At 58.1% G+C, this 23,263-nt stretch carries 26 protein-coding genes and 1 tRNA gene; 21 read left to right on the top strand and 6 right to left on the bottom strand.

Annotated features, from left to right (window positions below; translation table 11 throughout):
• Nucleotides 1–110: 110 nt before the first annotated feature.
• From DOLE_RS02615 to DOLE_RS02595, 5 genes are all read right to left on the bottom strand, one after another.
• Complete coding sequence (locus DOLE_RS02615) at nucleotides 111–1,517, bottom strand: sigma-54-dependent transcriptional regulator (protein WP_012173945.1); 1,407 nt, start codon at nucleotides 1,515–1,517, stop codon at nucleotides 111–113.
• Between the two features lie 61 nt (nucleotides 1,518–1,578).
• Entirely contained in the window at nucleotides 1,579–2,868 is a 1,290-nt protein-coding gene (locus DOLE_RS02610; protein ID WP_012173944.1) for a dihydroorotase, read from the bottom strand.
• Nucleotides 2,855–3,790, bottom strand: a complete 936-nt coding sequence (locus DOLE_RS02605) for an aspartate carbamoyltransferase catalytic subunit (RefSeq protein WP_012173943.1) — start codon at nucleotides 3,788–3,790, stop codon at nucleotides 2,855–2,857. The genes DOLE_RS02610 and DOLE_RS02605 overlap by 14 nt, the downstream gene beginning before the upstream one ends.
• Nucleotides 3,791–3,799: 9 nt before the next feature.
• On the bottom strand, nucleotides 3,800–4,450 hold the full coding sequence (lepB, locus tag DOLE_RS02600) for a signal peptidase I (RefSeq protein WP_012173942.1): 651 nt from the start codon (nucleotides 4,448–4,450) through the stop codon (nucleotides 3,800–3,802).
• A gap of 44 nt (nucleotides 4,451–4,494) precedes the next feature.
• Nucleotides 4,495–5,859, bottom strand: a complete 1,365-nt coding sequence (locus tag DOLE_RS02595; protein ID WP_052294234.1) for a M23 family metallopeptidase — start codon at nucleotides 5,857–5,859, stop codon at nucleotides 4,495–4,497.
• 311 nt (nucleotides 5,860–6,170) lie between these two features.
• Here DOLE_RS02595 and kdsA point away from each other — a divergent pair, with 311 nt between their 5' ends.
• From kdsA to queC, 18 genes are all read left to right on the top strand, one after another.
• Nucleotides 6,171–7,010, top strand: coding sequence for a 3-deoxy-8-phosphooctulonate synthase (kdsA, locus tag DOLE_RS02590; RefSeq protein ID WP_012173940.1), 840 nt, complete (start codon nucleotides 6,171–6,173; stop codon nucleotides 7,008–7,010).
• Nucleotides 7,003–7,527: a KdsC family phosphatase gene (locus tag DOLE_RS02585; protein WP_012173939.1), complete on the top strand. Its 525-nt coding sequence runs from the start codon at nucleotides 7,003–7,005 to the stop codon at nucleotides 7,525–7,527. The genes kdsA and DOLE_RS02585 overlap by 8 nt, the downstream gene beginning before the upstream one ends.
• A 24-nt stretch (nucleotides 7,528–7,551) precedes the next feature.
• The gene (gene lptC, locus DOLE_RS02580; RefSeq protein WP_012173938.1) at nucleotides 7,552–8,124 is read left to right on the top strand and encodes an LPS export ABC transporter periplasmic protein LptC; all 573 of its coding nucleotides are present in this window, start codon (nucleotides 7,552–7,554) and stop codon (nucleotides 8,122–8,124) included.
• Between the two features lie 32 nt (nucleotides 8,125–8,156).
• Nucleotides 8,157–8,720: an LptA/OstA family protein gene (locus DOLE_RS02575; protein ID WP_041280310.1), complete on the top strand. Its 564-nt coding sequence runs from the start codon at nucleotides 8,157–8,159 to the stop codon at nucleotides 8,718–8,720.
• Nucleotides 8,721–8,734: 14 nt separating this feature from the next.
• Nucleotides 8,735–9,457, top strand: coding sequence for an LPS export ABC transporter ATP-binding protein (gene lptB, locus DOLE_RS02570; RefSeq protein WP_012173936.1), 723 nt, complete (start codon nucleotides 8,735–8,737; stop codon nucleotides 9,455–9,457).
• 1 nt (nucleotide 9,458) lies between these two features.
• Nucleotides 9,459–10,901 (top strand): RNA polymerase factor sigma-54, encoded by a 1,443-nt coding sequence (gene rpoN, locus DOLE_RS02565; RefSeq protein ID WP_012173935.1) that lies wholly within the window; start codon nucleotides 9,459–9,461, stop codon nucleotides 10,899–10,901.
• A gap of 11 nt (nucleotides 10,902–10,912) precedes the next feature.
• Nucleotides 10,913–11,248: a ribosome hibernation-promoting factor, HPF/YfiA family gene (hpf, locus tag DOLE_RS02560; protein WP_012173934.1), complete on the top strand. Its 336-nt coding sequence runs from the start codon at nucleotides 10,913–10,915 to the stop codon at nucleotides 11,246–11,248.
• Between the two features lie 179 nt (nucleotides 11,249–11,427).
• The gene (locus DOLE_RS02555; protein WP_012173933.1) at nucleotides 11,428–11,886 is read left to right on the top strand and encodes a PTS sugar transporter subunit IIA; all 459 of its coding nucleotides are present in this window, start codon (nucleotides 11,428–11,430) and stop codon (nucleotides 11,884–11,886) included.
• Nucleotides 11,887–11,892: 6 nt separating this feature from the next.
• Nucleotides 11,893–12,774, top strand: coding sequence for an RNase adapter RapZ (gene rapZ / locus DOLE_RS02550; RefSeq protein ID WP_012173932.1), 882 nt, complete (start codon nucleotides 11,893–11,895; stop codon nucleotides 12,772–12,774).
• Complete coding sequence (locus DOLE_RS02545; protein ID WP_012173931.1) at nucleotides 12,771–13,187, top strand: PTS sugar transporter subunit IIA; 417 nt, start codon at nucleotides 12,771–12,773, stop codon at nucleotides 13,185–13,187. The genes rapZ and DOLE_RS02545 overlap by 4 nt, the downstream gene beginning before the upstream one ends.
• Nucleotides 13,177–13,647 carry a ribosomal protein S18-alanine N-acetyltransferase gene (rimI, locus tag DOLE_RS02540; RefSeq protein ID WP_012173930.1) on the top strand — a complete coding sequence of 157 codons (471 nt, stop codon included), beginning with the start codon at nucleotides 13,177–13,179 and terminating at the stop codon, nucleotides 13,645–13,647. Before DOLE_RS02545 ends, rimI begins: the two co-directional genes overlap by 11 nt.
• A 1-nt stretch (nucleotide 13,648) precedes the next feature.
• The gene (gene gap / locus DOLE_RS02535; RefSeq protein WP_012173929.1) at nucleotides 13,649–14,653 is read left to right on the top strand and encodes a type I glyceraldehyde-3-phosphate dehydrogenase; all 1,005 of its coding nucleotides are present in this window, start codon (nucleotides 13,649–13,651) and stop codon (nucleotides 14,651–14,653) included.
• Nucleotides 14,654–14,918: 265 nt separating this feature from the next.
• Nucleotides 14,919–15,674, top strand: coding sequence for a triose-phosphate isomerase (tpiA, locus tag DOLE_RS02530; RefSeq protein WP_012173928.1), 756 nt, complete (start codon nucleotides 14,919–14,921; stop codon nucleotides 15,672–15,674).
• Nucleotides 15,675–15,696: 22 nt separating this feature from the next.
• Nucleotides 15,697–16,032: a preprotein translocase subunit SecG gene (gene secG, locus DOLE_RS02525; RefSeq protein ID WP_012173927.1), complete on the top strand. Its 336-nt coding sequence runs from the start codon at nucleotides 15,697–15,699 to the stop codon at nucleotides 16,030–16,032.
• A gap of 5 nt (nucleotides 16,033–16,037) precedes the next feature.
• A tRNA-Leu gene (locus DOLE_RS02520) sits at nucleotides 16,038–16,123 on the top strand.
• Nucleotides 16,124–16,798: 675 nt separating this feature from the next.
• On the top strand, nucleotides 16,799–16,996 hold the full coding sequence (locus tag DOLE_RS02515) for a hypothetical protein (RefSeq protein WP_041280309.1): 198 nt from the start codon (nucleotides 16,799–16,801) through the stop codon (nucleotides 16,994–16,996).
• Nucleotides 16,993–17,631 (top strand): 7-carboxy-7-deazaguanine synthase QueE, encoded by a 639-nt coding sequence (locus DOLE_RS02510; RefSeq protein WP_012173926.1) that lies wholly within the window; start codon nucleotides 16,993–16,995, stop codon nucleotides 17,629–17,631. Before DOLE_RS02515 ends, DOLE_RS02510 begins: the two co-directional genes overlap by 4 nt.
• The gene (gene queC, locus DOLE_RS02505; RefSeq protein WP_012173925.1) at nucleotides 17,628–18,314 is read left to right on the top strand and encodes a 7-cyano-7-deazaguanine synthase QueC; all 687 of its coding nucleotides are present in this window, start codon (nucleotides 17,628–17,630) and stop codon (nucleotides 18,312–18,314) included. Before DOLE_RS02510 ends, queC begins: the two co-directional genes overlap by 4 nt.
• A 235-nt stretch (nucleotides 18,315–18,549) precedes the next feature.
• Here queC and DOLE_RS02500 read toward each other — a convergent pair whose 3' ends face one another.
• Nucleotides 18,550–19,791: a M48 family metallopeptidase gene (locus DOLE_RS02500; RefSeq protein WP_012173924.1), complete on the bottom strand. Its 1,242-nt coding sequence runs from the start codon at nucleotides 19,789–19,791 to the stop codon at nucleotides 18,550–18,552.
• Nucleotides 19,792–20,123: 332 nt separating this feature from the next.
• Between DOLE_RS02500 and DOLE_RS02495 the strand changes: the two genes are divergently transcribed.
• From DOLE_RS02495 to DOLE_RS16955, 3 genes are all read left to right on the top strand, one after another.
• Complete coding sequence (locus DOLE_RS02495; protein ID WP_012173923.1) at nucleotides 20,124–20,720, top strand: MBL fold metallo-hydrolase; 597 nt, start codon at nucleotides 20,124–20,126, stop codon at nucleotides 20,718–20,720.
• 240 nt (nucleotides 20,721–20,960) lie between these two features.
• Nucleotides 20,961–22,361: a glycosyltransferase family protein gene (locus DOLE_RS02490; RefSeq protein WP_012173922.1), complete on the top strand. Its 1,401-nt coding sequence runs from the start codon at nucleotides 20,961–20,963 to the stop codon at nucleotides 22,359–22,361.
• The gene (locus DOLE_RS16955) at nucleotides 22,358–23,203 is read left to right on the top strand and encodes an HAD family hydrolase (RefSeq protein WP_012173921.1); all 846 of its coding nucleotides are present in this window, start codon (nucleotides 22,358–22,360) and stop codon (nucleotides 23,201–23,203) included. Before DOLE_RS02490 ends, DOLE_RS16955 begins: the two co-directional genes overlap by 4 nt.
• Nucleotides 23,204–23,263: the final 60 nt, after the last annotated feature.

Here is a 23,263-nt window from a genome sequence, read left to right as displayed (position 1 = left end):
ATATAAGGGTCTTTTCCAATTTAGTAGGTGCACTGGCCCCTTTTAAAAGCCATCGGCTGCACTGAAATTACCCAACGTCCGAGATGCGCCTTAATAAAAACGCCTTCACTCTATTCTTCTTCGTCCCACGGCACATTCAGCTTGTCCAACCGGTACCGAAAAGAGCGAAAGCTGATGCCCAGCAGTTCGGCAGCCCGGTTCTTGTTGCCCCCGCTGCTCTCCAGGGCCTTTTTAAGATAGGCCCGCTCAATGTCAGCCAGAATCTCATCCAGCGCCACCCCCTTGGTCACCTCCTCCAGGTCGAACCGCCGGCCCGGCACCCCCTCGATCCAGCGCCGCTTGTGCACGGCCAGGGAGAGGCTTTCCGGCAGAATGATATTGGTGGTGGAAAGGGCCACGCTGCGTTCTATCAGGTTCTCAAGCTCCCGCACATTGCCGGGAAAACTGTATTTTTCCAGCATGTCCAGGGCATAGGAGGAGAGCTTAATCACCTCCTTGCCCAGGTCTTTTGAAAATTTTTCCACAAAAAACTGGGCCAGCACCCGAATATCGCTCTTGCGCTCACGAAGGGGGGGCACGTTCAACTCAATCACATTGAGCCGGTAAAACAGGTCCTCCCGGAAATTGCCGTCAATCACCTCCTGGGAGAGATTTTTGTTGGTGGCCGAAAGAATTCTGGCATCCACGGATATCTCTTCTGTTCCCCCCACCTGTTTGAAGGCCCCGTCCTGGACCACCCGCAGCAGCTTGACCTGCAGGGGCATGCTCAGCTCGCCGATTTCGTCAAGAAAGATGGTGCCCTTGTGCGCAATGGTGAAAAGCCCCTTCTTGTCCATGACAGCACCGGTAAACGATCCTTTCCTGTGACCGAACAGCTCGCTCTCCATCAGGTTTTCCGGAATACCGCCGCAGTTGACCACCACAAAGGGGTGGTTCGCCCTGTCGCTCTGCTCGTGAATGGCCCGGGCGATCAGCTCTTTTCCGGTGCCGCTCTCTCCGGTGATCAGAATCCGGGTCCTGGTCTGGGCCACCTGCCGGACCATGTTGTAGATATGCTTCATCTTGGGATGGCTGCCGACAATGCGTTCGAAATAGAGGTGGTCCTCCAGGCTGTTGTCCAGGGCCTGGCGCTCCTGCTCCACTGTGCGCAGGGACAGGGAACGGATAATGGTCTGCTTCAGCTCGGCACTGTCCAGGGGCTTGGGCACAAAGTCATAGGCCCCCTCATTCATGGCCGCCACCGCCACCTCGGTGGTGGCATAGGCGGAGATCATGATCACAACGGTGTCGTGATTGGCCTTTTTGGCCGCTTTGAGCACATCAATGCCCGACATGTCGCCCAGCCGCACATCACACAGCACCAGATCGAATTTCATCTCCCCCAGCATGGAAAGGGCCTGGGTGCCGTCCTCGGCGCAGGCCACCTTGTATCCCTCACGGGAAAGCATCACATCCAGAAGCTCCCGCATGCTCAGTTCATCGTCCACCACCAGTATGTTGGCCTTGGCGCCTGCCATGGGAAAAACTCCTCGGTTTATGGTTTTGCTTTGATTGAAAACAAAAAACCCGGCCGGCGTATCACGCGGTCAGGCCGTCAAAAATCACCCGGCCGTCGGCAATGGTCATCACGGCCCGGCCGGAAAGCTCCCACCCGTCAAACGGGGTGTTTTTCCCAAGGGAGAAAAAGGTTTTTGCATTCACCACCCAGGGGCTGTCAGGAGCAATAATGGTAATATGAGCGGGACTCCCCTCTTTCAGGCCCCACGGTTTTCCCAGAATGCGGGCCGGCGCCATGGACATTTTGTCAATCAGTCCGGCCATGGAGAGCACGTTGTCATTGACCAGGGAGAGACAAAGGCCCAGGGAGGTTTCGATGCCGCTGATGCCGTTGGCCGCCGCGTCAAACTCCACCTCTTTTTCAAGCACCGAATGGGGCGCGTGATCGCAGGCGATCACGTCGATGGTGCCGTCGGCAAGCCCCTCCCGAATCGCCTCCCGGTCGGCCATGGACCGAAGCGGCGGGTTGACCTTGGCCGACGTGTCATAAAGCCCCACGGCTTCATCAGTAAGCATGAAAAAATGGGGGGCTGTTTCCGCGGTCACGGGCACGCCCCGCTTTTTGGCCTCCCGAACAATCCGCACCGACTCTGCCGTGCTTACATGGGCGATATGGAGGGCCGCCCCGGTCAGCTCACACAGGGCCACGTCCCGGCACACCATAACGCTTTCCGCGGCATTGGGAATACCGGCCAGGCCCAGGCGCGCGGCAAAGGCCCCTTCGTTCATCACGCCGGGCCCCACCAGGGAAAGCTCCTCGCAATGGGAGATCACCGGCAGGCCGAAACCCCTTGCATACTCTAAAGCCCTTCGCATGAGCTGGCCGTCAGATACGGGATGGCCGTCGTCGGACAGGGCCACGGCGCCGGCGGCCTTCAACTCGCCGAACTCCGCCAGCTCTTTTCCGGCCTGGCCCACGCTGACGGCACCCACCGGCCACACCTTTACGCCCACGCCGCAGGCTTTCGCCCGGCCGCGGACAAACTCGCACACCTGGGCATGGTCGTTGACCGGATCGGTGTTGGGCATGGGGCAGACCGCCGCAAACCCGCCCCTGGCCGCGGCCGCGCACCCGGTAGCAATGGTCTCCTTGTATTCATATCCCGGCTCCCGGAAATGGACATGCATGTCGATCAGGCCCGGGGCCACGATCTTTCCGGACGCGTCGATCCACCGGGAAACCCCCTCCGCGGGCACGGCGCCGGTTGCGCTTTCAACAATCCCGCGAATCTTCCCGTCGGCGATCACGATATCGTAAATTCCGTCCCGCACACCGGGGTCAATGACCCGTCCGCCTTTAATCACCAGCATCCCGCTGACCTCCCATCACAAGATAAAACAGGGCCATGCGCACCGCCACCCCGTTTTCCACCTGGTCCAGTATCACGGAGTAGGGGCCGTCGGCCACCTCGGGCGCGATCTCCACGCCCCGGTTTACCGGGCCGGGGTGCATGATCAGAACGTCCTTTTTGGCGTTCTTCAATCGATTGGCCGTCAGGCCGTAGGTTCTGGCATACTCCCGGACCGTGGAAAAGAGAAAGGCGGCGGCTCGCTCCTTTTGAATGCGCAGCATCATGATCACATCGGCGCCGGCAATAGCCTCGTCCACGTTGTGGGTCACGTCCGCGCCAAAGGTCTCCACTCCCACGGGAATCATGGTGGGCGGCGCCGCCAGCACCACGCTGGCCCCCATCTTTAAAAACCCCTCCACGTTGGACCGGGCCACCCGGCTGCGGGCGATATCGCCGATAATGGCCAGCCGCAGCCCCTCGATGCGGCCCTTTTTCTCCTGCACCGTCATCATGTCCAAAAGGGCCTGGGAGGGGTGAGCGTGCATGCCGTCACCGGCGTTGATCACCGGCACCGACACGTGGCGGGCCAGCATGTGGGGAACGCCGGCCGACGAATGGCGGATCACCACCACGTCCGGGCTCATGCGCTCCAGGTTTTTCACCGTGTCCAGAAGGGTCTCTCCCTTGGTCATGCTGCTGGTGGCCACGGAAAGGGAAATCGAATCAGCGGAAAGCCGCTTGGCCGCCACGTCAAAAGAGACCTTGGTGCGGGTGCTGGGCTCATAGAAAAAACTGACAACGGTTTTTCCCCGAAGGGTGGGCACCTTTTTTACCGGCCGCAGGGATATCTCCTTCATGCTCCGGGCCGTGTCCAGAACCAGGGAAATGTCCTTGCGACTCAGCGACCCCATGTCCAGAATATCGCGTGTTGAAAGCCCCATCTTCCCCCCCTACCTGAGCATTCGGCCGATTCTGCCCCACCGCACCCGGTCGGTCACGCCGGACGGCCGGTCGTTCCACGACCAATAAATGATAAACGCCTTGCCGCGCACGGCCTCCATATCCACGAACTTCCAGAACCGGCTGTCATGGCTGTTGTCCCGGTTGTCGCCCAGCACAAACAGCTTGCCCTCGGGCACATGAATGGGTCCCAGGTTGTCCCGTACCGGCACCATGCGGGCGTCGGTGTGAATGGCGTAGGCATCCGGCAGCAGTTCGCCGTTCACATAAACTTTCTTGTTCTGAATATCCACCACATCCCCGCCCACGGCCACCACCCGCTTGATGAAATCCTTCTGCGGGTCTTCAGGATACTTGAACACGATGACATCGCCCCGGGCCGGATCCTTTCCGTCAAACAGGGGCATTCGCAGCAGCGGCACCTCCAGCCCGTAGACAAACTTGTTGACCAGAATATGGTCTCCGATCTGAAGTGTCGGAATCATGGAGCCTGAGGGGATCTTAAAGGCCTGGACCGCAAAAGTCCGGATAAACAGGGCCAGCAGCACCGCCACCAGCACGGCCTCCACATTTTCCCGCAGGCTGCTCCTGCCGTCGGACCGCTTCTCTTCCGTTGACGCGCGCGTCTCTTCTCCGGTCAATTGTCGTCTCTTTCACATGCACGGCAGCACCAGCCGCCGGCCGTTTACAGCCGCGGCAGGTCCGCCACAGCTTCTATTTTCGAGGTAATGTTGTTGGTGATCCACGCCGCGTCCCACCACTCCAGCGGATTGACGAACGTGCCGTGAACCATCATGCCGAAATGGAGATGATCACCGGCCGCCATGCCGGTCATGCCGGTCCGGCCGATGGGCGTGCCCCGTTCCACCATCTTCCCGGGTGTCACATCCATGGTGGAAAGATGGGAATACATGGAAAACAGCCCGCACCCGTGATCGATCACCACGGTTTTTCCGAAAATGCCGATCCAGTCGGCAAACACCACACGGCCGGCATTGGCCGCCGGCACTTCGGCATTGGCCAGTGAGGCCAGGTCGATGCCCATGTGGACGGAATGGCTGACCGTTTTGCCGTTGTAGACATACTCCCGCTGATCGGCAAACCCGGCCCTGGGGGCCGCGTTGGGCAGCCGGATAAAATCTCCCTTCCAGTGAAGGGCGCTGTCCGATGTCCGGCACAGGGACACGATCTTTTCCACGTTTCTTTTGCGTTCCGCGGAGTTGATGGTCACAAACTTGTCCAGCAGGGACGCCGGCTCTTCAGGCAGATCAAACTCGGGCATCTTCAGGTTTAAAAAGGTGTCGGATATGGTCAGCACATCTTTGGGAAACGTTTTGGGCTTGATCAGGTAGTAAAACCCGGTTTTTGCCGTGTTGCCCGCCGCGTCGGTGGCAGAAACCAGAAGCGGCGTGTCTTTGCCCTGGCGATGATCCACGGCAAAAAGGGCCAGACAGAGTGTTTTGTCGCTAAACACTCCCTGGTGGCCGGGGAAAAAGTTGTCCCCCACCAGCACCCCGTGGGTGGTGCCCGGTTCCGCCACCCGGTAAACCACAAGGCCGGCGCCGCCCTGGTTCACATAGTGCTGCCGGCTGATCACCGACACGTCCGGCTTTCGGGTGTCAATGGTCACGGCCTGCTCCAGGTAGGTGAGATTCCCCTTTAACCAGTTCCGTGCAGCGTTGTCCGTTACCGAAATCCGCAGCAGGGCCGGCCCGTCGGGCAGGTCCATGGCGCCCGGCTCGATGGTCAGGTTAAAGTCTTTTTCCGAAACGGGCGCGGTATACGACTCGTCGGCCAGCACCACCTCCCTGCCGTCGACCAGCAATGCCATCCACACATGGCGCAGGCCACTTTTGTCATCAGAGACAGAGACGGTAAAGGAGGAAGAAGTTCCAATGGCGGGATTAAAATCGGAAAATGCCACAACCGGGGCTTTCCCCTCCAGCCGGGGAAAAAACAGGATCAGAAGGGCTACGGCGCCGGCAGCCAGCATCAGCATCAGAATTATCGGCCATGCTCTTGATTTTCCGTCGCTTTTGCTGCGCACCATCCACCTCCTTGCAAAAAGAAACCGTTCCAAACGACCGGCTGTTTAAAAATTGAGTAACCATATCAGGGAATGCCTTTATATTCAAGAGTCAACATCCTTCAGCCCGTTTTTACTTCGATCCTATTGACGGTCCTGACACCCTCCTCTTTTCACGCCAGGATCATTACCTCCCGGCACCCTGCGCCCCATGCGAACACCTTGACTTTAGCACCTCTCCGGGATACAAAAGGCCATAGACAAACAACGGGTTCACCAGGAAGTGTCCATCCAGCTGTTATGAGGACACGAAAACCGTTTCCAGGAAAGAACGCATGACCGACACCATTGTTTTAAACGACATTTCCATCGGCGGGGGCGCCCCCCTGGTTGTTATTGCCGGCCCCTGCGTCATAGAGGATTATGACACCACCCTGCAGGCCGCCGAGTTTTTGAAAACCGTCACCGACAGGCTGGGGATTCCTTTTATATTCAAGGCATCCTACGACAAAGCCAACCGCAGTTCCGTCCACTCCTTCCGGGGACCGGGCCCGGACCTGGGGCTTGACATTCTGAGAAGGGTCAAAGAGCGGCTGCATGTGCCGGTGCTGTCGGATGTTCACACGGAATCACAGATCGGCCCGGCGGCCCAGGTTCTGGATATCATTCAGACACCGGCTTTTCTCTGCCGCCAGACCGACTTTATCACCGCGGTGGCGGCCACGGGAAAAATCATCAATATAAAAAAGGGGCAGTTCCTGGCGCCCTGGGACATCACCCAGGTGGTGGAAAAGGCCAGAACCGCGGGCAACGAGAACATTCTGATCACCGAGCGGGGCGCCATGTTCGGCTACAATAACCTGGTGGTCGATTTCCGGGCCATTCCCATCATGCAGCAGCAGACCGGCAAACCGGTGATCTTTGACGCCACCCACAGCGTTCAGCTTCCCGGGGGACAGGGCACCTGCTCCGGTGGCCAGCGGGAGTTCGTGCCCTGCCTGGCCAGGGCCGCGGTGGCGGCCGGCGCGGACGGTATCTTCCTGGAGGTCCACCGGAACCCGGACAAGGCGTTGTGCGACGGCCCCAACTCCCTGCCCCTGGAACAGGTCGAGCCCCTGCTGACCGCACTGGTGGCCATTCGGCAGGCGGCAACCGAGCAGGCCGGCCATGCATGACATCGATCTTTCACTGTTTGAGCCCATTTGCCTGCTGCTCCTGGACGTGGACGGCGTGCTCACCGACGGCACCCTTTTTTACACCGAAACCGACACGGAGACAAAAGCCTTCAGCGTCAAAGACGGCCTGGGGCTGCGCATGCTGGTCCGCAGCGGCATTGACGTGGGCATTGTCACCGGCCGCTCCTCTGATGCCCTGAACCGACGATGCAAAGAGCTGGGCATTACCACCGTTTACGACAATGTAAAAGACAAGGCCGCGTGCCTGGAAGCAATCCTTGCCCGGTGCCGGGTTCAGGCCGGTCAGACGGCCTTTATGGGTGATGACCTGCCCGACATTCCCCTGATGAAAAGGGCGGGGCTTGCCATTGCCGTGGCCGACGCCCATCCGGCGGTAAAAAGCACGGCCGCTTTTGTCACCCGTGCGCCGGGCGGCAGGGGCGCGGTCCGAGAAGTGTGTGAACACATACTGCACGCCCGGGGCCTGTGGAAAACGGCCGCCGGAAAATTTCTTTAGCATCTTTCGGAATCCAGACACTTCATGCGATACACCCGGCCCATATCCCTGTTTCTCATGATCACCGTTTTTGCCGCGCTGGGTGCCGTGATCTATCTGCTGGTACAGAGCCGGCCCCTTTCAGTACCGCCGGCGGCGACTGAACAGGCCGACACAGGTGTTGATATCTCCATGACCGGTGTTTCCCAGACCTTTGTTCAGGAAGGCCGCATCTCCCACACCCTGACCGCCGACACCGCCTCTCTTCTGGCCCGTGACAAAAAGGCGGTGTTTGAAAATGTGACGCTGACGTTTCTTGCCGAAGACGGCACCCCTTCGGTGGTCACCGCGAAACAGGGAGAGCTGTCCACCGAGACCGGCGACGCCACCCTTTCCGGCGGGGTGGTGGTGGAAAACCGGGCTCGCAAAATTTATGCCCAGACGTTGCATTATAACGACAACCGGCATATACTTTACTCTGTCGAACCGGTTGTCGTCACAGGGGATTCGTTCCGTTTTACCGGTAATTCCATGACCTTTGACATGACATCCGGCAAGGCGGTGTTGTCGGGAAACGTAACCGGCCGCATCACCGACGACGCACTGGCGCTTCAATAATGCCGGCAATCGAAACAGGCATATGGAACACAATGAAAATACAAACCGGACTGCTGACAATCTGTTTTCTGGTTTTTCCGGCGCTCTTCGCGTCGGCCGACACACCACCCCCCCCGCAGGACGACGCAAAGGCCATTCATATCTCTGCGGACCGGCTGGTCTCTGAAAGCCGGGCCGACTATGCCGAGTTTACCGGCAATGTCCGCGCCGTGGGCGAAAAATTTGACATTCAGGCCGACACCCTTCAGGTTTTTTACAGCCCGGCCCCGGACACTCAGGCGCCCGGAACCGCCAACCGGCTTGACACCGGTACCGGCAAAACCGTCAGGGAGATCATCGCCACGGGCAATGTCACCATTCTGTTTGACGACAAAGTTGCAAAAACAGACCAGGCCGTCTATTCACGGGAATCGGGCCGGGTGGTACTCATGGGGCCCGGCTCCACGGTCACGGGCAAAAGCGGCCGCATTTCCGGAGACACCATCACCCTGCACACGGAAACCGAAAGCGTCACCGTTATCAGCGGCGGGGAAACAAGGGTTCAGGCGGTGATCCACCCGGACGGATCCAAAAACGACGACCAGACGGAAAAATAACAGGAACCACCGGCATGGCGGTACTCTATTTACGGGAACTGGTGAAACATTACAGCGGACGGCCCGTGGTGAACGCGGTGAGCCTGGAGCTGGAAAGCGGACAGGTGGCCGGCCTGCTGGGGCCCAACGGCGCCGGCAAAACCACCACGTTCTATATGACCGTGGGCATGATCCGTCCCGACAGCGGCGCCATCGCCGTGGACAGCGACGATATAACCGGCGATCCCATGCACATTCGGGCGCGCAAGGGCATCGGCTACCTGCCCCAGGAGTCGTCGGTCTTTAAAAAACTGACGGTGGAACAGAACATTCGGGCCGTTCTTGAATACCTGGGCCTGCCCGTGGCGCAGCAGGTGGAACGGACCCATACCCTGCTGGAAGAGCTGGGCATTGAGCGCCTGTCCGGGCAGCGGGCCGGCCTGCTCTCCGGCGGAGAGCGGCGCCGCCTGGAGATCTGCCGGGTCCTGGCCACCAACCCCGCTTTTGTGTTGCTGGACGAGCCGTTTGCCGGCATTGATCCGCTGGCCGTGGCCGATATTCAGTCCATCATTCAGCACCTCACCGACCGGGGCCTGGGCGTCCTGGTGTCGGACCACAACGTGCGGGAAACCCTGGGGGTCTGCGACAAAGCCTATATTCTCAACAACGGGCAGATCATTGAGGCCGGCACGCCGCAGGTGATCGCGGAGAGCAAAACCGCGAAAAGCATCTATCTGGGAGAGGGGTTCAGGTTATAGTATGGCCCTTGATCTGCGACAACACCTCAAGCTGAGCCAGCAACTGGTCATGACCCCCCAGCTGCAGATGGCCATTCGGCTGCTGCAGCTCAACCGGCTGGAGATGGTGGACATGATCCAGCAGGAACTGTCCGAAAATCCGGCACTGGAAGAGGCCCCGGAAACAGCGCCCGAAGACGAGCTCTCAACCGATGACAGGGAAGCGGAGGCCCTTCCCGAAAGGGTTGAAGCGGAAAAGGAGGTCTCTATTGAAGAAAAGATCTCCGACCAGGTGGAGTGGGAAAACTACCTCAATGAATACAACTCCTACGGCGGGGTCCAGTTTGAAAGCGAGGCCAGGGAGCAGCCCCAGTATGAATCCTTTGTCGCCTCCCACAAGTCCTTAAAGGACCACCTGCTGTGGCAGTTTCTCATGACCCTGCCCACCGGCCAGGAAGAGGCCATTGCCAGCCTGATCGTCGGCAACGTGGATGACGATGGTTATCTCAAGGCCGATGTGGCGGAGATCGCGGCCACGGCCAACGCGCCCATAGAGCAGGTGGAAACCATTCTGGCCATGCTCCAGAATTTTGACCCGCCCGGCGTATGCGCCCGGACCCTTGCGGAATGCCTGTTGATCCAGGCCCGCCAGCTGGGAATCGACACCCCGGTGATCGCCGGCATCCTGAACAACCACATGAAGCATCTGGAGTCCAAAAATTACAAGGTCATTGCCAGGGCACTGAAAACCGACACGGAAGAGATCGTGGCCGCGGTCAACCTGATCCGGACCTTAGAGCCCCGGCCCGGCAGAAGCTTCAAGCAGGAGGACGCCGGGTACATCATTCCCGATATTTATGTTCACAAATTCGAAAACGATTTTGTCATTGTTTTAAACGACGACGACCTGCCGCGACTGCACATCAGCCCCTACTACCGGCAGGCGATGCGGGGCCGGGCCGCCGGATCAAAAGAGGCCAAAGAGTACCTGCAGGAAAAAATCCGGTCCGCCACCTGGCTGATCAAAAGCATTCAGCAGCGGCAGAAGACCATCTACGCGGTCATGAACAGCATCCTCAAGTTTCAGCGTGATTTTTTTGAAAAGGGGGTGGCCCACCTCAGGCCCATGATCCTGCGGGATGTGGCCGAAGACATCGGCATGCACGAATCCACCATCAGCCGGGTCACCACCAACAAATACGCCCACACACCCCAGGGCATCTTTGAATTGAAATACTTTTTCAACAGCGCCATCAACCGGACCGGCGCCGACAGCATGGCGTCGGTCAGCGTACAGGACAAAATTCGGCAGATCATAAAAAACGAAAACCCCAAAAAGCCCTTCAGCGACGACAAGATCGCTGACATACTCAAAGCGGCCAACATCAACATCGCACGGCGCACGGTGACAAAATACCGGGAAGCCATGGGCATCCTGTCATCCACCAAGCGCAAACAATTTTAAGGAGAATGGTCATGCAGGTAACAGTCACATTCAAGAACCTGGAGGCATCGGAGCACCTGAAACAGTTTGTGTCGGAAAAACTCAACAAGTTCGACCGGCTCTTCGACTCCCCTGCCAAAGCTGAGGTGTTGCTCTCGGTGGAAAAATTTCGCAACATCGCGGAGATCAACCTGACCGGGGACAAGCTCAATATCATCGGCAAGGAAGAAACAGAGGACATGTATGCGGCCATCGACCTGGTCATGGACAAAATCGAAAAACAGATCAAGAAAAACAAACAGAAGATCAAGCAGCACCGGCCGGCCACCCGAAAAGCCGCCAAGCGGGAGGACACGGACCTGCCGTAAAGGGGCACTCCTTTCGGACTTTTGGCACCGGGAAAACGGACTGCACCGGGAAAAAGCATCTCCTTCCCCGTCTTGCGCGGTCTCCTGCCCCGGGTTGACATCGCCGGCCAAGTGACGTATTTTTCCACTCTGGCATATCAACCTGGGAAACCGGCGGCTGTTTTATAAAGGTAGTAAACATGAAACTTCTGGATGTACTGCGTAAGGAGGCGGTTCTTGTCAACCTGGAGGCCCGGGACAAAAAAGGGGTCTTGGAGGAGTTGACCGTTCCGGCGGCAAAAATTTCAGGCATTGAGCACAGCAAGCTGGTGCGCATGCTCATGGAACGGGAGCGTCTGGGCACCACCGGCATCGGCGGTGGCATCGGCATTCCCCACGGCAAGCTCAAGGAGCTGGGAACCGTGATCCTGTGCGCCGGCCTGAGCCGCAAAGGCGTGGACTTTGACGCAATGGACGGCCGGCCGGTCCACATCTTTTTTCTGCTCTTTACGCCGGAGGGTTCCACCGAGCTGCACCTCATGCTGCTCTCCCGCATCTCCAAGCTGCTGAAAAACGATATTTTCAGGCAGCGGCTGGCCGACGCCCAGGACGCGGATACCGTGCTGGAGATCATCGAGGAGTATGACGAAGAGCCGTGATCCGCTATGCGCAACTTCATCATTCACATTCTCACCGGCCTGTCCGGTTCCGGCAAAAGCACGGCCCTGGATGTTTTTGAAGACGCCGGGTTTTACTGCGTTGACAACATGCCGGTGGCCCTGCTGCCGAAATTTCTGGAAATCCCGGTAAACACCGCATCCGGCATATCGGGGCTGGCCTTTGTCATGGACCTGCGGGAGCCCGATTTTCTTGCCACCTACCCTTCTGTTTTCAACGACCTCAAGGCCCAGGGATACCGGCTGACCGTTCTCTTTTTTGAAGCCGGGGAAAATGTCCTGATCCAGCGTTACAGTCAGACCCGGCGGCACCATCCCCTGGCCGGGGACAAGGGGCTGGTTTCCGGTATTCGGCGGGAACGGGAACTTTTGGAGGAGCTGCGCGCGTCGTCGGACACCGTCATCGACACCTCCACGCTGACCATTCACGAGCTGAAAATCCGCCTGCTGGCCAGAATCCGCAAAAGCGCCGACCACATGCCCATGCGGATTCACGTCATGTCCTTCGGCTACAAGTACGGTATACCCCATGACGCGGACATCATCATGGATGTGCGGTTTCTGCCCAACCCCTATTTCGTGGATCCCCTGAAGCATAAAAACGGCACGGATGCCGACGTGGCCGCCCATGTGCTGAATCACTCCACCGGCAGCGCTTTTTTGGAAAAGTTCTTAAACTTGATTGACTTCCTTCTGCCTTTATACAAGAATGAGCCCAAAGCATACCTGACCGTGGCCGTGGGCTGCACCGGCGGATGCCACCGAAGCGTGGCAGTGGCGACCGCTGTGTTCAACCACATGAAAAAACGGGAGGAGCGCCACGTGGAAATATCACACAGAGACCTCAAAGAGGCGGGCCAGACCACATGATCGGCATACTGATAGTCACCCATGAAAAGCTCGGCGACGCATTGATCGAAGCGGCCCAGTTTATTCTCGGCTCAAAGCCCGAAAAACTCGCGGCGGTCTCCATCGACCTGAACGAAAACGCGGACAAGCTTCGCAAAAAAATCGCCGACGGTATAAAAACGGTCAAAGGGGAAAACGGTGTGCTGATTCTTACCGACATGTTCGGAGGATCCCCGTCAAACCTGAGTTACTCCTTTCTTGAAGAGGGGCAGGTGGAGGTGCTGTCCGGCGTGAATCTGCCAATTCTCATCAAGGCGATACGGATTCGGCAGGACATGCCGCTGGCCGACCTGATCCTTACGGTGGAAGCGTTCGGCAAGAAAAGCATCTCCATTGCCAGCAGCATTTTAAAAGGCAACAAGCGTGGCGAATGATCTTCCGCTGTTCTATACCAGCGGTATCACACCGGCCGATATTCCCGCCATCACCGCAATCGAAACCGACTGTTTCAAGGATCCATGGAGTATGGCCGCTGTGGCCCTGGAGTTATCGGCGTCCCACGCCGGCGGAATGACGGCCCGTTGCGCCGCCACCCACCACATTGCCGCGTATATTTTTTTTCGCCGGGTCCTTGACGAGATGCACATCCTCAAGGTGGCCACGGCCCGGCCCTGGCAGCGCCGCCACGGCGCGTGGCTGTTGATGGACGAGGCGATCCGGCGGGCGCGCAAAATGGGCCTGCGCCAGGTGTTTCTGGAGGTGCGGGCGTCCAACATTGCCGCGATAAAACTCTATGAAAAAACGGGATTTACCGTGGCCGGCCGTCGGCCCGGTTACTATTATGACGACAACGATGACGCAATCATGATGATTCACAATTTAAAGGAGGCATGAAATGACCATACGGCTGGGAATCAACGGATTTGGAAGAATCGGACGCATGGTGTTCCGGGCGGCCATGAACCACCCCCAGGTCAAGGTGGTGGCCATCAACGACCTGAGCGACGCCGAGACCATCGCCCACCTGCTGGCCTTTGACTCGGTGCACGGCCGGTTCGGCCACACCGTCAAAGCCGGGGAAAACAGCATCATCGTGGACGGGGAGACCATTCCGGTTTTCGCGGTCAAGGACCCGGCCAAGCTGGGCTGGCGGGACGTCAATGCCGGCATCGTGGCCGAGTGCACCGGCATTTTCCGGGACCGGGATGGCGCGTCCAAGCACCTGGAAGCCGGGGCCCGCAAGGTGATCATCTCGGCGCCGGCCAAGGAGCCGGACATCACCATCGTCATGGGGGTCAATTCAACCAGCTACGACCCCAGAAAGCACCATATTATCTCAAACGCCTCCTGCACCACCAACTGCCTGGCGCCGGTGGCCAAGGTGATCCATGAAAAGTTCGGCATTCAGGCCGGGCTGATGACCACCATTCACTCCTACACCGGGGACCAGCGGCTGCTGGACTTTCCCCACAAGGACCTGCGCCGAGCCCGGGCCGCGGCCCTTTCCATGATTCCCACCACCACCGGCGCGGCCAAGGCCGTGGCCCTGGTGCTGCCGGAACTGGCGGGAAAAATGACCGGCCTGGCCATTCGGGTGCCCACGCCCAACGTCTCCATCGTTGACTTTGTGGCCACCGTCAACGCCTCCGGGGTCACGGCATCGGACGTCAACGCGGCCCTGAAAGCCGCGTCGGAAAACGAGCTTGCCGGCATTCTGGGTTACAGCGACCTGCCCCTGGTGTCATCTGACTTCAACGGCTCGGCCCTCTCCTCCATCGTGGACGCGCTCACCACCGACGTGATGGGCAACATGGTGAAGGTGCTCTCCTGGTACGACAACGAGACCGGCTATTCCACCCGCATGGTGGATCTCGCGGCCATGATCGGTGAAAGCCTGTAGCCGGATATGCCATGAAATAGTCGGGATTTGTGGCAGTAAACAACGTGCCTCTAAGTGTAGTCGATGGTTTTGAAAGGGGGCAAGTAAAATTGTGAGGACACGAAAATGGTTTCCAATCCAGAAATGAGAATTTTTTTGTAAGGTCAAGGGAAACAAGGGGTGACGCGGAGGCGTACTGTTGTACGCCGCACAAGGAAGCCCGCGGTTTGACGCAGAGATTGCGGAAAAAGGCCATTTCTGGATGGAAACTAGACAGGAGACAATGATGACCGCTCGAACACCGCTGATCGCGGGAAACTGGAAGATGCACAAGACCGGCGACGAGGCCGGGGATACGGCCGCGGACCTGGCCCGGCGCATTGCCGGTGTTACCGGGCGGGAGGTAATGATCGCCCCGCCCTTTACGGCCCTGGCCGCTGTAAAAATCGCCATTGCCGGCAGTATTATCGGCCTGGGCGGCCAGAACCTCCACTGGGAGTCCAGTGGGGCCTTTACCGGTGAAATTTCCGGCCCCATGCTGACGGCCGCGGGCTGCACCCATGTGATTATCGGCCATTCAGAACGCCGCCAGTTTTTCGGAGAAACCGATGAAACGGTGAACAAAAAAATTCAGGCGGCCCGGGCGGCAAACCTGGTGCCGGTGATGTGCATCGGCGAGACCGAAGCCCAGAGAGAAGCAGAGCAGACCTTTTCTGTACTTGACAAACAGATTCGAAACGGGTTACAAGGGTTTGCTTTACAGGATATAAGCGACCTGGTGCTTGCCTACGAGCCGGTCTGGGCCATCGGCACCGGCAAAACCGCGAGTCGGGAACAGGCCCAGGAAGCCCACGCGTTTATCCGTTCGGTGGTAGAAAAGCTGTTCGGCGGCCCGGCAGCGGCGGCCATGCGCATCCTGTACGGCGGCAGCGTCAAGCCGTCCAACATCGCGGACCTGATGGCCATGGACGACATTGACGGCGCACTGGTAGGCGGCGCCAGCCTGGAGGCGGCCACCTTCGCCGACATTGTAACGTACTAAATTTTGAAGTAAAGGCGAACCAATGACCATACTGATTACAATCATTCACGTGATTGTCTGTTTTGCGTTGATCCTGATCGTGCTGCTGCAGACAGGCAAAGGCGCCGGCATGGGCGCCACCTTCGGCGGCGGCGGCAGCCAGACCCTGTTCGGCAGCACCGGGGGCAGTACCTTTTTGAGCAAGGCCACCACCGGCGCGGCCGTTGTATTCATGGTGACCTGCCTCAGCCTGGCCTATGTATCAACGCACAGGCAACCGGCCTCCATCATGGAGGGGGAAAAGATTCCGGCGACCCAGCCGGCACCGGAACAGACGTTGCCACCGGATGCACCGGCCGGTGAACCGGCGGCGGATTAAACATTGCCGAAGTGGTGGAATTAGGTAGACACGCTATCTTGAGGGGGTAGTGGGGAGACCCGTGCCGGTTCAAGTCCGGCCTTCGGCACCATTTTTTCCCATTCGGGGACGCGACCTGTCGCGTCCCCTTTTTTTATAAGGTTCAAGGATTCAAGGGGCCGAGGGTCCAAGGGGCTGTCTGCACCTGTTGTTATTACTACTCTGATGAGCCTTTTTGATATACCGGGCCATTGGTGTCCCAAATAGCTCCCAAAAGGACTTTTAGGCCTTACAACCATCTGAATTTACAAATTCCGGAAATAAGATTTAAAACCAGCTTGTTGCTGGGGAAACAATATTTTTTATACACCCCGTCGGGGCATTAATGGCTGGCCCCGCCCATTGCAGCGCAGCCGAGCGCAAATGCTTTTTTCGGGAAAAGCGGGCAGGCTGTTTGAGCACCGCGAAGCGGGCGAGTTCCTGCCCGCGCCGAAAAAAGCGTTTGCGCAAGGGAAGCCGAAGGCCAAGCTGCACGGGCCGGTTCTTTTGGTACTTTTCTTGCCGCCAAGAAAAGTACACGGATAGGCAGGATAAGGGAGATACTCTTTGAGAGTATCGCCGTAAATACAATTCGATTTCGATACCGATAGCGATTTCGATTTGGATAAACAACTGGAAGCTGTCCTGCCGTGACTAAAATCGTTTTTGGACAATAATGATACCGGGCCGGGATTGAAACACCGAGGCAGGCATGGTATCTTTTTCCCGGTATCAAAGGAGCACGACAATGACCCTTTCTCTTGAAACATGGCTGCCGATTCGGTGTGACCGGTGCCGGCACTACCAGGTGACCCCGGAAGCGCCCCTGCCGTACCGGTGCCGGGCCATGATCTTTAAAGGACGGCGGCCCCCCGCGGAGGTGGTGTTCCGCACCGCTAACGGGCCGTGCCTGCTGTTTGCTTCCAAAAAGGCCAATGCCGGATGAGCCTGCACGTCAGCGAACTCTTTTTCAGTATTCAGGGGGAATCCCTGGATGCCGGACTTGCCTGCGCCTTTGTGCGGCTGGCCGGATGCAACCTTTGCTGCGCCTACTGCGATACCGCCTACGCCCGCCAGGGCGGCACCCCCATGGAAATACCGGAAATCCTGGACCGTGTTGCCCGGTTCGGCTGCTCCCTGGTGGAGATCACCGGCGGCGAGCCCCTGCTGCAGAAGGAGACGCCCCTCCTGATTCAGCGCCTGCTGTCCGTCGGCTACCGGGTTCTGCTGGAAACCAACGGCACCCAGAACATTGGCCTGGTGGATAAATCCTGCATTCGCATCGTTGACGTAAAATGCCCGTCCAGCGGCGAAAGTGAAAAGAACGACGCCCGCAACCTGGACCGGCTGGCCGCCCATGACCAGGTCAAATTTGTCATATCAGACCGGACCGATTATCTTTTTGCCAAAAAAACCGCCGGCCGGATCACCGCGGTTGCTCCGGGCCACATTCTGTTTTCAACGGTCCACGGCGTTTTGGATCCGGCGCAGCTTGCCCATTGGATGCTGGCAGACGGTCTGCCGGTGCGGCTTCACCTGCAGCTTCATAAAATTCTCTGGGGGGAGGCGCGGGGAAAATGACGGCAGACAGCAGAAGAGCGGTGGTGCTCTCTTCCGGCGGCATTGACTCCACAACGGCCATGGCCATGGCCGTATCCCAGGGGTTTAGCGTTTTCAGCCTGACCTTTGACTACGGCCAGCGCCACCGGCATGAACTTTCCGCTGCCCGGGCCGTGGCCCGCCACCTGAACGCCGAAAAACACCTGGTCCTTGAAACCGACTTTCGAAAAATCGGGGGGTCGGCCCTTACCGCCGACATTCCGGTGCCCGGTACCGGACCGGTTGAAAACACCATTCCCGTTACCTATGTGCCGGCCCGGAACACCATCTTTCTGGCCTATGCACTGGCATGGGCCGAAACCCTGGACGCGGCGGACATCTTTATCGGGGTCAACGCCGTGGATTACAGCGGCTATCCCGACTGCCGGCCTGAATATATCGAAGCCTTTGCCCGGGTGGCCAATCTCGGGTCAAAGGCCGGGGTGGAAGGACGAATAACATTTGCCGTTCACACCCCCCTGATCCACATGACCAAGGCCGAGATTATCCGCACCGGCGCGGCCCTTGGTGTTGACTATTCCATTACCTCAAGTTGTTACGACCCGTCGCCGGAGGGGCTGGCCTGCGGGTTGTGCGACAGCTGCCGCATTCGAAAAAAAGGGTTTGTTGACGCCGGTCTGCCGGATCCCACCCGGTATGTATAGAACGAAAAGGGTTCTAGGGTTCGAGGATTCGAGGGGCCCAGTGTTGTTCTTCAATGACGCCACCACCCGTCATTGCCCAACTTGATTGGGCAATCCAGCATAAAATTGACCCGCAATACCTTTTCCTTATCATCGAAATCGCTATCGGGATCGGGATCGAAATCGAATTTTAATATGCCACAGACCGTATCGATCCCGATAGCGGTCCCGATTTCGATTTGGATACTGCCCCGGCTTAGTGGCCCTCGTGTTTCTCAATCGCCTGTACTCTATCGATTACCGGTGGATGGGAGTAGTGCAGCAGCACGTAAAAAGGATGGGGGGTGAGGTTTGCCATGTTGTCCGCGGAGAGCCGCTTCAGGGCATCGGCCAGGGCCGGGCCGTTACCGGTAAGGTTCACGGCAAAGGCGTCGGCCTGGTACTCGTGGTGCCGGGACAGCGCCTGGACCGGCAGGCCCAGGGCCCAGGCTACCGGACCATAGAGAATGGAAAAAAAGACCAGCCCTCCATACACCGACACATTGGAGACATAAAAGGCGGTAAAAAGATCCGGCCACGAGACCGCCACCGACAGCAGAAAAAACATCACCCCGGCCTGGCCCATGGCCGCAAGGGTTTGCCACTGCAGGTGTCTCTTTTTGTAGTGGCCGATTTCATGGGCCACAACCGCCACGACTTCGAAAACAGGATGGTTGTCAATCAGCGTGTCAAACAGCACCAGACGCCGGTGCCGGCCCAGGCCGGCAAAAAAAGCGTTGGATTTTGCGCTCCGTTTTGATCCATCCATCACAAAAACGGTTTGAACGGGAAAGCCCGCGGCCCGGGCACAGGCCAGCACGGCGTTTTTCAGGTCCCCGGGTTCAAGGGGGGTAAACCGGTTAAACAGCGGCAGAATCCATGCCGGCACCACCACCTGTAGCACCAGCACCACCAGGCAGAACCCGATCCAGCACCAGAGCCAGGCCGTTTTCCCAAGGTTTTCAAAAAACCACAGCAGGCCGGTCAGCAGGGGCGCGCCCAGCAGAAGGGCCAGAAACAGGCTCTTGATCCGGTCGCTAAGGAAAAGTGGCCAGGTGGTGCGGTTGAACCCGAACCGCTCCTCTATCACAAAGGTTGAATAGATGGAAAAAGGAAGAGAAAAAACTGCCCGGGCGCTGACCAGAACCCCGATAAACACCAGCCCGGAAACAATTGGTGAAAAGCCGAGGCCGGACACCCACCGGTCCAGAAAGCTAAAACCCCGGGCGGACCAGAAGGCCAGCAGGATTGCCAGATCCACGGATGCTTCCACCATGGCCAGGCCGGTGGTGTTTTTCAGGTAGGCCCGGGATTTTGCATGACGGTCCGGGTCATACCATCCGGCAAAAGATGGCGGCACTTTCCGGGAGAGGGCCCTGAGGTTGAGAAGATCGGCCAGCCGCTCCACCCCGTAATGCACACACAGCAACACAAGAATTATCCAGCCGATTCCGGTCATAAAGTTACTCCTTTTAATATTTAAGGATTCAAGGGGCCGACTGTCCGATTCGAGGCCACAGACTGTATCATAAAACAGGATTGCTCCTGTATGACAGGACGAATTTTTCTTTTACGCGCCTGAATTAAAAAAATCCAGGCCGCGTTTTTTTTGTGCTACGGCTGCGGGCTTTTAATAAAAAAATATATTTTAAATACTTAACCACAAGGCCGGCCACCCTCAATATTTTTTCGCCGGAACAAAATTGTTGGCACATTTCTTGTTTTATATTTCTGTAATGCAACGGATATGTGCGTCAATGCTCCTTAAACCTTTTTAAGAGGAGGTGTGCCATGTTTTTCAAACAGATTATTCTGGACGGGTCAGGGGCCCTCTCTTATTTTATCGGCTGCCCCAAGGCGCGCAAGGCGTGCGTGGTCAACCCGAAAAAGGATATCGAGGAATACATGGACACGGCGGCGCAGTTCGGTATGCAGATTACCGATATTATTGAAACCGCCGGGTTTGAGGCCAGGAAAAGCGGGGCCGTCGAGCTGGCCGGCGTCACCGGCGCCTCAGTCTGGTTTCTTGAGGCCCAAGAGAAAACCAGCGGAAAAGTGGCAAAAACCGGGGCGCTTTTCCGTTTCGGCGACGCTGAAGTGAAAGTCGTGCGCGAATCCCGCTACACCCCCTTTGCCAAATCCCTGCTGGTAATTGATCAGGCCAAGCCGGACAAGCCATGGCTGGTGCTTACCCGGCGCTCGCTCTGCGCGGACAGCCGGCTCAACGAGGCCTTTGCCGGAAAGAACATGGCAGACGAACTGGTTGACACCATCGATTTTTACAATACCGACACCCGGGACGGCATCACCGACAACATCGCCTCCCTGGCCCGGTCCCTGTTTCATACCAGCCGGGCCGATATTGCCAGAATGTCGCTGCCGGCCTGACATCCTTTGTCTCCCTTCAAGTTTCCCCCGTGCCCTCAGCCGCCGAAAAAACGGCGGCCCGGCCGGGGGAGCTTGATTCCTTTTTTCTTTTTTATCCCACCCCGGCCCACATCGTTTGTAAACCATACAGGCTTGAGCTTTATTTTCAGGTGTGCCATCATAACCCTGGTTCGACTTCTGGCCGCAGACGGCATGTTTTAGATTTTCAATAATATTCAGATTATTAATCTATCCAAAACCATGAAAATCGCGGTGCTTCACTACCATCTCAAGCCCGGCGGGGTCACCACGGTGATTGACCGGCAGGTGGCGGCGCTGAAAAACGATCTGGATTTTCTGGTGATCTCCGGCCAGGCCCCGGACCGGCCTCTGGCGGTAAAAACCGAGGTGGTGGCCGACATCGGTTATGACAGGCCCGACACACCGGCCTGCACCGACCCGGCGGCCGGGGCCGACCGAATCCTGGCCGCCATTCGGCGCCACTGGCCCAACGGGTGCGACCTGATTCATGTGCACAACCCGCTGCTGGCCAAAAACCGCCACTTTCTCAGGATTCTTGCCGCCCTGGAGGAACGGGGGGCAAGGCTTCTGCTCCATGTTCACGATTTTGCCGAAGACGGCCGGCCCGGCGCCTGGTTTGCCGACGATCCCTATCCGAAAAAAAGCCACTTCTGCGTCATCAACTCCAGGGACAAAAGCATTCTGATCCAGGCCGGGGCCGATGCCGCCGGGGTCCACCTGACGCCCAACATGGTCACCCCGCTGCCGGCAGCCCCGGCACCCGCCTTTGTTGAAAACATGGCCCTCTACCCGGTGCGGGCCCTTCGCAGAAAAAACATCGGCGAAGCATTGCTGCTTTCCCTGTTTTTTCCGGGCCGGGAGACAGTGGCCATTACCCTGGGGCCCAACAGCCCGTCGGACATCGCGCCTTATAACCAATGGAAAACGTTTGCCCGTGACAACGGCCTTAAAGTGCGGTTCGAGGCGTCCGTCGGACAGGACTTTGCGGGCCTGGTGGCTGGGTCGGCCTTTATCATCACCACCAGCATCACCGAAGGATTCGGTTTCTCCTTTTTAGAACCCTGGACTGCCGGCAAGACGCTGTGGGGCAGAAAACTGCCCGATATCTGCGCCGACTTTGAAGGTGCCGGCCTGGACCTGGGACACCTGTATGCAGCGGTCAACATTCCGGTGGAATGGATCGGCAAAGCGGTGCTGGCAGAAAAAATCAAACAGGCGGTAAAAAAAAGCTGCCTTGCCTTTGGCCTTGCCCCGGCAACACGGCTGGATCATTTTACGACCCTGGCCGATGCCGCCTTTATTGATTTCGGCCGGCTGGACGAGGCCATGCAGCAGCAGGTGCTGGCCCGCCTGATGGCATCAAATGCGGCAAAAGAAACGGTCAGCGCGGTAAACCCCTGGCTCAACAGCATGGGCACCCGGGTGGATGAATCCCACATCGAACAGAACCGCAACGCCGTGCAGGCCGGATTTAACAGCGCGGTGTGCGCCGGCCGCCTGCTTTCCGCCTACCGGGCCGCGATGAGTGTGGAAGTGGCCCACAACATCGACAAGGCGGCCCTGGTAGACCGATTCTTCTGCCCGGAAACCTTTTCTCTTTTAAAATGGGGTGCCCCATGAACCGGTTCTATAAAATATGCGCCGACCGGCTGCTGGCCCCCATGGTCCCGGTTCCCACGCCAATGGCGCCCAGAGGAGGCCCAGCGCACCCGGTTTTGGCCGTGCTGTTTGACATCTACGGCACCCTGTTTATCAGCGCCGCGGGCGATACCGGCCAGCAGACGCAACACCCACGGACCGGGCCGCTGCTGCAGGAAGTGCTGAAAGACGCCAACCTTCACTTTCCCGCTGCTGTCAGCCTGGCCCTGGCCCGGGAAATTCAGAACGCGCACGCGCAAAAAAAAGCAGACGGCATCGATTTTCCGGAAATTGAAATCGACCGGCTGTGGCAGAAAGTTCTAAACACCGATGATCTTCAGGCGGCCCGCAACGCGGCCTTTGCCCATGAAATGACCACCAACCCGGTCTGGCCCATGCCCGGCCTTGAGAAACTGACAGAAAAAATAGAACAAAAAAAACTGGCCGCCGGTATTGTCTCCAACGCCCAGTTTTACACGCCCCTGCTGTTTGAATACTTTTCCGGCTGCGCCCCCGAAGCATCATGGGCGCTGCCGGACCTGGTGTTTTACTCGTATCGCCACGGCGTGGCCAAACCCTCGCCCCACCTCTTTGACCTGGCGGCGCGTGCCCTTGAAAAGCGGGGAATTTTGCCCCACCAGACCCTGTTTGTGGGAAATGACATGAAAAAAGACATGGCCCCGGCCAGGGCCGTCGGTTTTCAGACCGTGCTGTTTGCCGGCGATGCCCGGTCCCTGCGCCTTCACGCATCCGACCCCTGCTGCAAAAACTTTTATCCGGACATGGTGATCACCGACCTTGCCCAACTGGCCGATGCATTATAAAAAAGCGACCCCGGTTGTCACCCTGTAAAAAGAGACAACCGGAGCCGCTTTCGTTTAAAC

This window comes from Desulfosudis oleivorans Hxd3, assembly GCF_000018405.1.
Taxonomy (GTDB): domain Bacteria; phylum Desulfobacterota; class Desulfobacteria; order Desulfobacterales; family Desulfosudaceae; genus Desulfosudis; species Desulfosudis oleivorans.
The sequence above is the reverse complement of the archived record's forward strand: the minus strand, read 5'-3'. Positions and strand labels throughout refer to the sequence as shown.

What these genes read in the sequence shown, in the direction of transcription:
- DOLE_RS02615 (WP_012173945.1), bottom strand. Translation starts at nt 1,517, where the DNA reads ATGGCAGGCGCCAAGGCCAACATACTGGTGGTGGACGATGAACTGAGC.
- DOLE_RS02610 (WP_012173944.1), bottom strand. Translation starts at nt 2,868, where the DNA reads ATGCTGGTGATTAAAGGCGGACGGGTCATTGACCCCGGTGTGCGGGAC.
- DOLE_RS02605 (WP_012173943.1), bottom strand. Translation starts at nt 3,790, where the DNA reads ATGGGGCTTTCAACACGCGATATTCTGGACATGGGGTCGCTGAGTCGC.
- DOLE_RS02595 (WP_052294234.1), bottom strand. Translation starts at nt 5,859, where the DNA reads ATGGTGCGCAGCAAAAGCGACGGAAAATCAAGAGCATGGCCGATAATT.
- kdsA (WP_012173940.1), top strand. Translation starts at nt 6,171, where the DNA reads ATGACCGACACCATTGTTTTAAACGACATTTCCATCGGCGGGGGCGCC.
- DOLE_RS02585 (WP_012173939.1), top strand. Translation starts at nt 7,003, where the DNA reads ATGCATGACATCGATCTTTCACTGTTTGAGCCCATTTGCCTGCTGCTC.
- lptC (WP_012173938.1), top strand. Translation starts at nt 7,552, where the DNA reads ATGCGATACACCCGGCCCATATCCCTGTTTCTCATGATCACCGTTTTT.
- DOLE_RS02575 (WP_041280310.1), top strand. Translation starts at nt 8,157, where the DNA reads ATGAAAATACAAACCGGACTGCTGACAATCTGTTTTCTGGTTTTTCCG.
- lptB (WP_012173936.1), top strand. Translation starts at nt 8,735, where the DNA reads ATGGCGGTACTCTATTTACGGGAACTGGTGAAACATTACAGCGGACGG.
- rpoN (WP_012173935.1), top strand. Translation starts at nt 9,459, where the DNA reads ATGGCCCTTGATCTGCGACAACACCTCAAGCTGAGCCAGCAACTGGTC.
- hpf (WP_012173934.1), top strand. Translation starts at nt 10,913, where the DNA reads ATGCAGGTAACAGTCACATTCAAGAACCTGGAGGCATCGGAGCACCTG.
- DOLE_RS02555 (WP_012173933.1), top strand. Translation starts at nt 11,428, where the DNA reads ATGAAACTTCTGGATGTACTGCGTAAGGAGGCGGTTCTTGTCAACCTG.
- rapZ (WP_012173932.1), top strand. Translation starts at nt 11,893, where the DNA reads ATGCGCAACTTCATCATTCACATTCTCACCGGCCTGTCCGGTTCCGGC.
- DOLE_RS02545 (WP_012173931.1), top strand. Translation starts at nt 12,771, where the DNA reads ATGATCGGCATACTGATAGTCACCCATGAAAAGCTCGGCGACGCATTG.
- gap (WP_012173929.1), top strand. Translation starts at nt 13,649, where the DNA reads ATGACCATACGGCTGGGAATCAACGGATTTGGAAGAATCGGACGCATG.
- tpiA (WP_012173928.1), top strand. Translation starts at nt 14,919, where the DNA reads ATGACCGCTCGAACACCGCTGATCGCGGGAAACTGGAAGATGCACAAG.
- secG (WP_012173927.1), top strand. Translation starts at nt 15,697, where the DNA reads ATGACCATACTGATTACAATCATTCACGTGATTGTCTGTTTTGCGTTG.
- DOLE_RS02515 (WP_041280309.1), top strand. Translation starts at nt 16,799, where the DNA reads ATGACCCTTTCTCTTGAAACATGGCTGCCGATTCGGTGTGACCGGTGC.
- DOLE_RS02510 (WP_012173926.1), top strand. Translation starts at nt 16,993, where the DNA reads ATGAGCCTGCACGTCAGCGAACTCTTTTTCAGTATTCAGGGGGAATCC.
- queC (WP_012173925.1), top strand. Translation starts at nt 17,628, where the DNA reads ATGACGGCAGACAGCAGAAGAGCGGTGGTGCTCTCTTCCGGCGGCATT.
- DOLE_RS02500 (WP_012173924.1), bottom strand. Translation starts at nt 19,791, where the DNA reads ATGACCGGAATCGGCTGGATAATTCTTGTGTTGCTGTGTGTGCATTAC.
- DOLE_RS02495 (WP_012173923.1), top strand. Translation starts at nt 20,124, where the DNA reads ATGTTTTTCAAACAGATTATTCTGGACGGGTCAGGGGCCCTCTCTTAT.
- DOLE_RS02490 (WP_012173922.1), top strand. Translation starts at nt 20,961, where the DNA reads ATGAAAATCGCGGTGCTTCACTACCATCTCAAGCCCGGCGGGGTCACC.
- DOLE_RS16955 (WP_012173921.1), top strand. Translation starts at nt 22,358, where the DNA reads ATGAACCGGTTCTATAAAATATGCGCCGACCGGCTGCTGGCCCCCATG.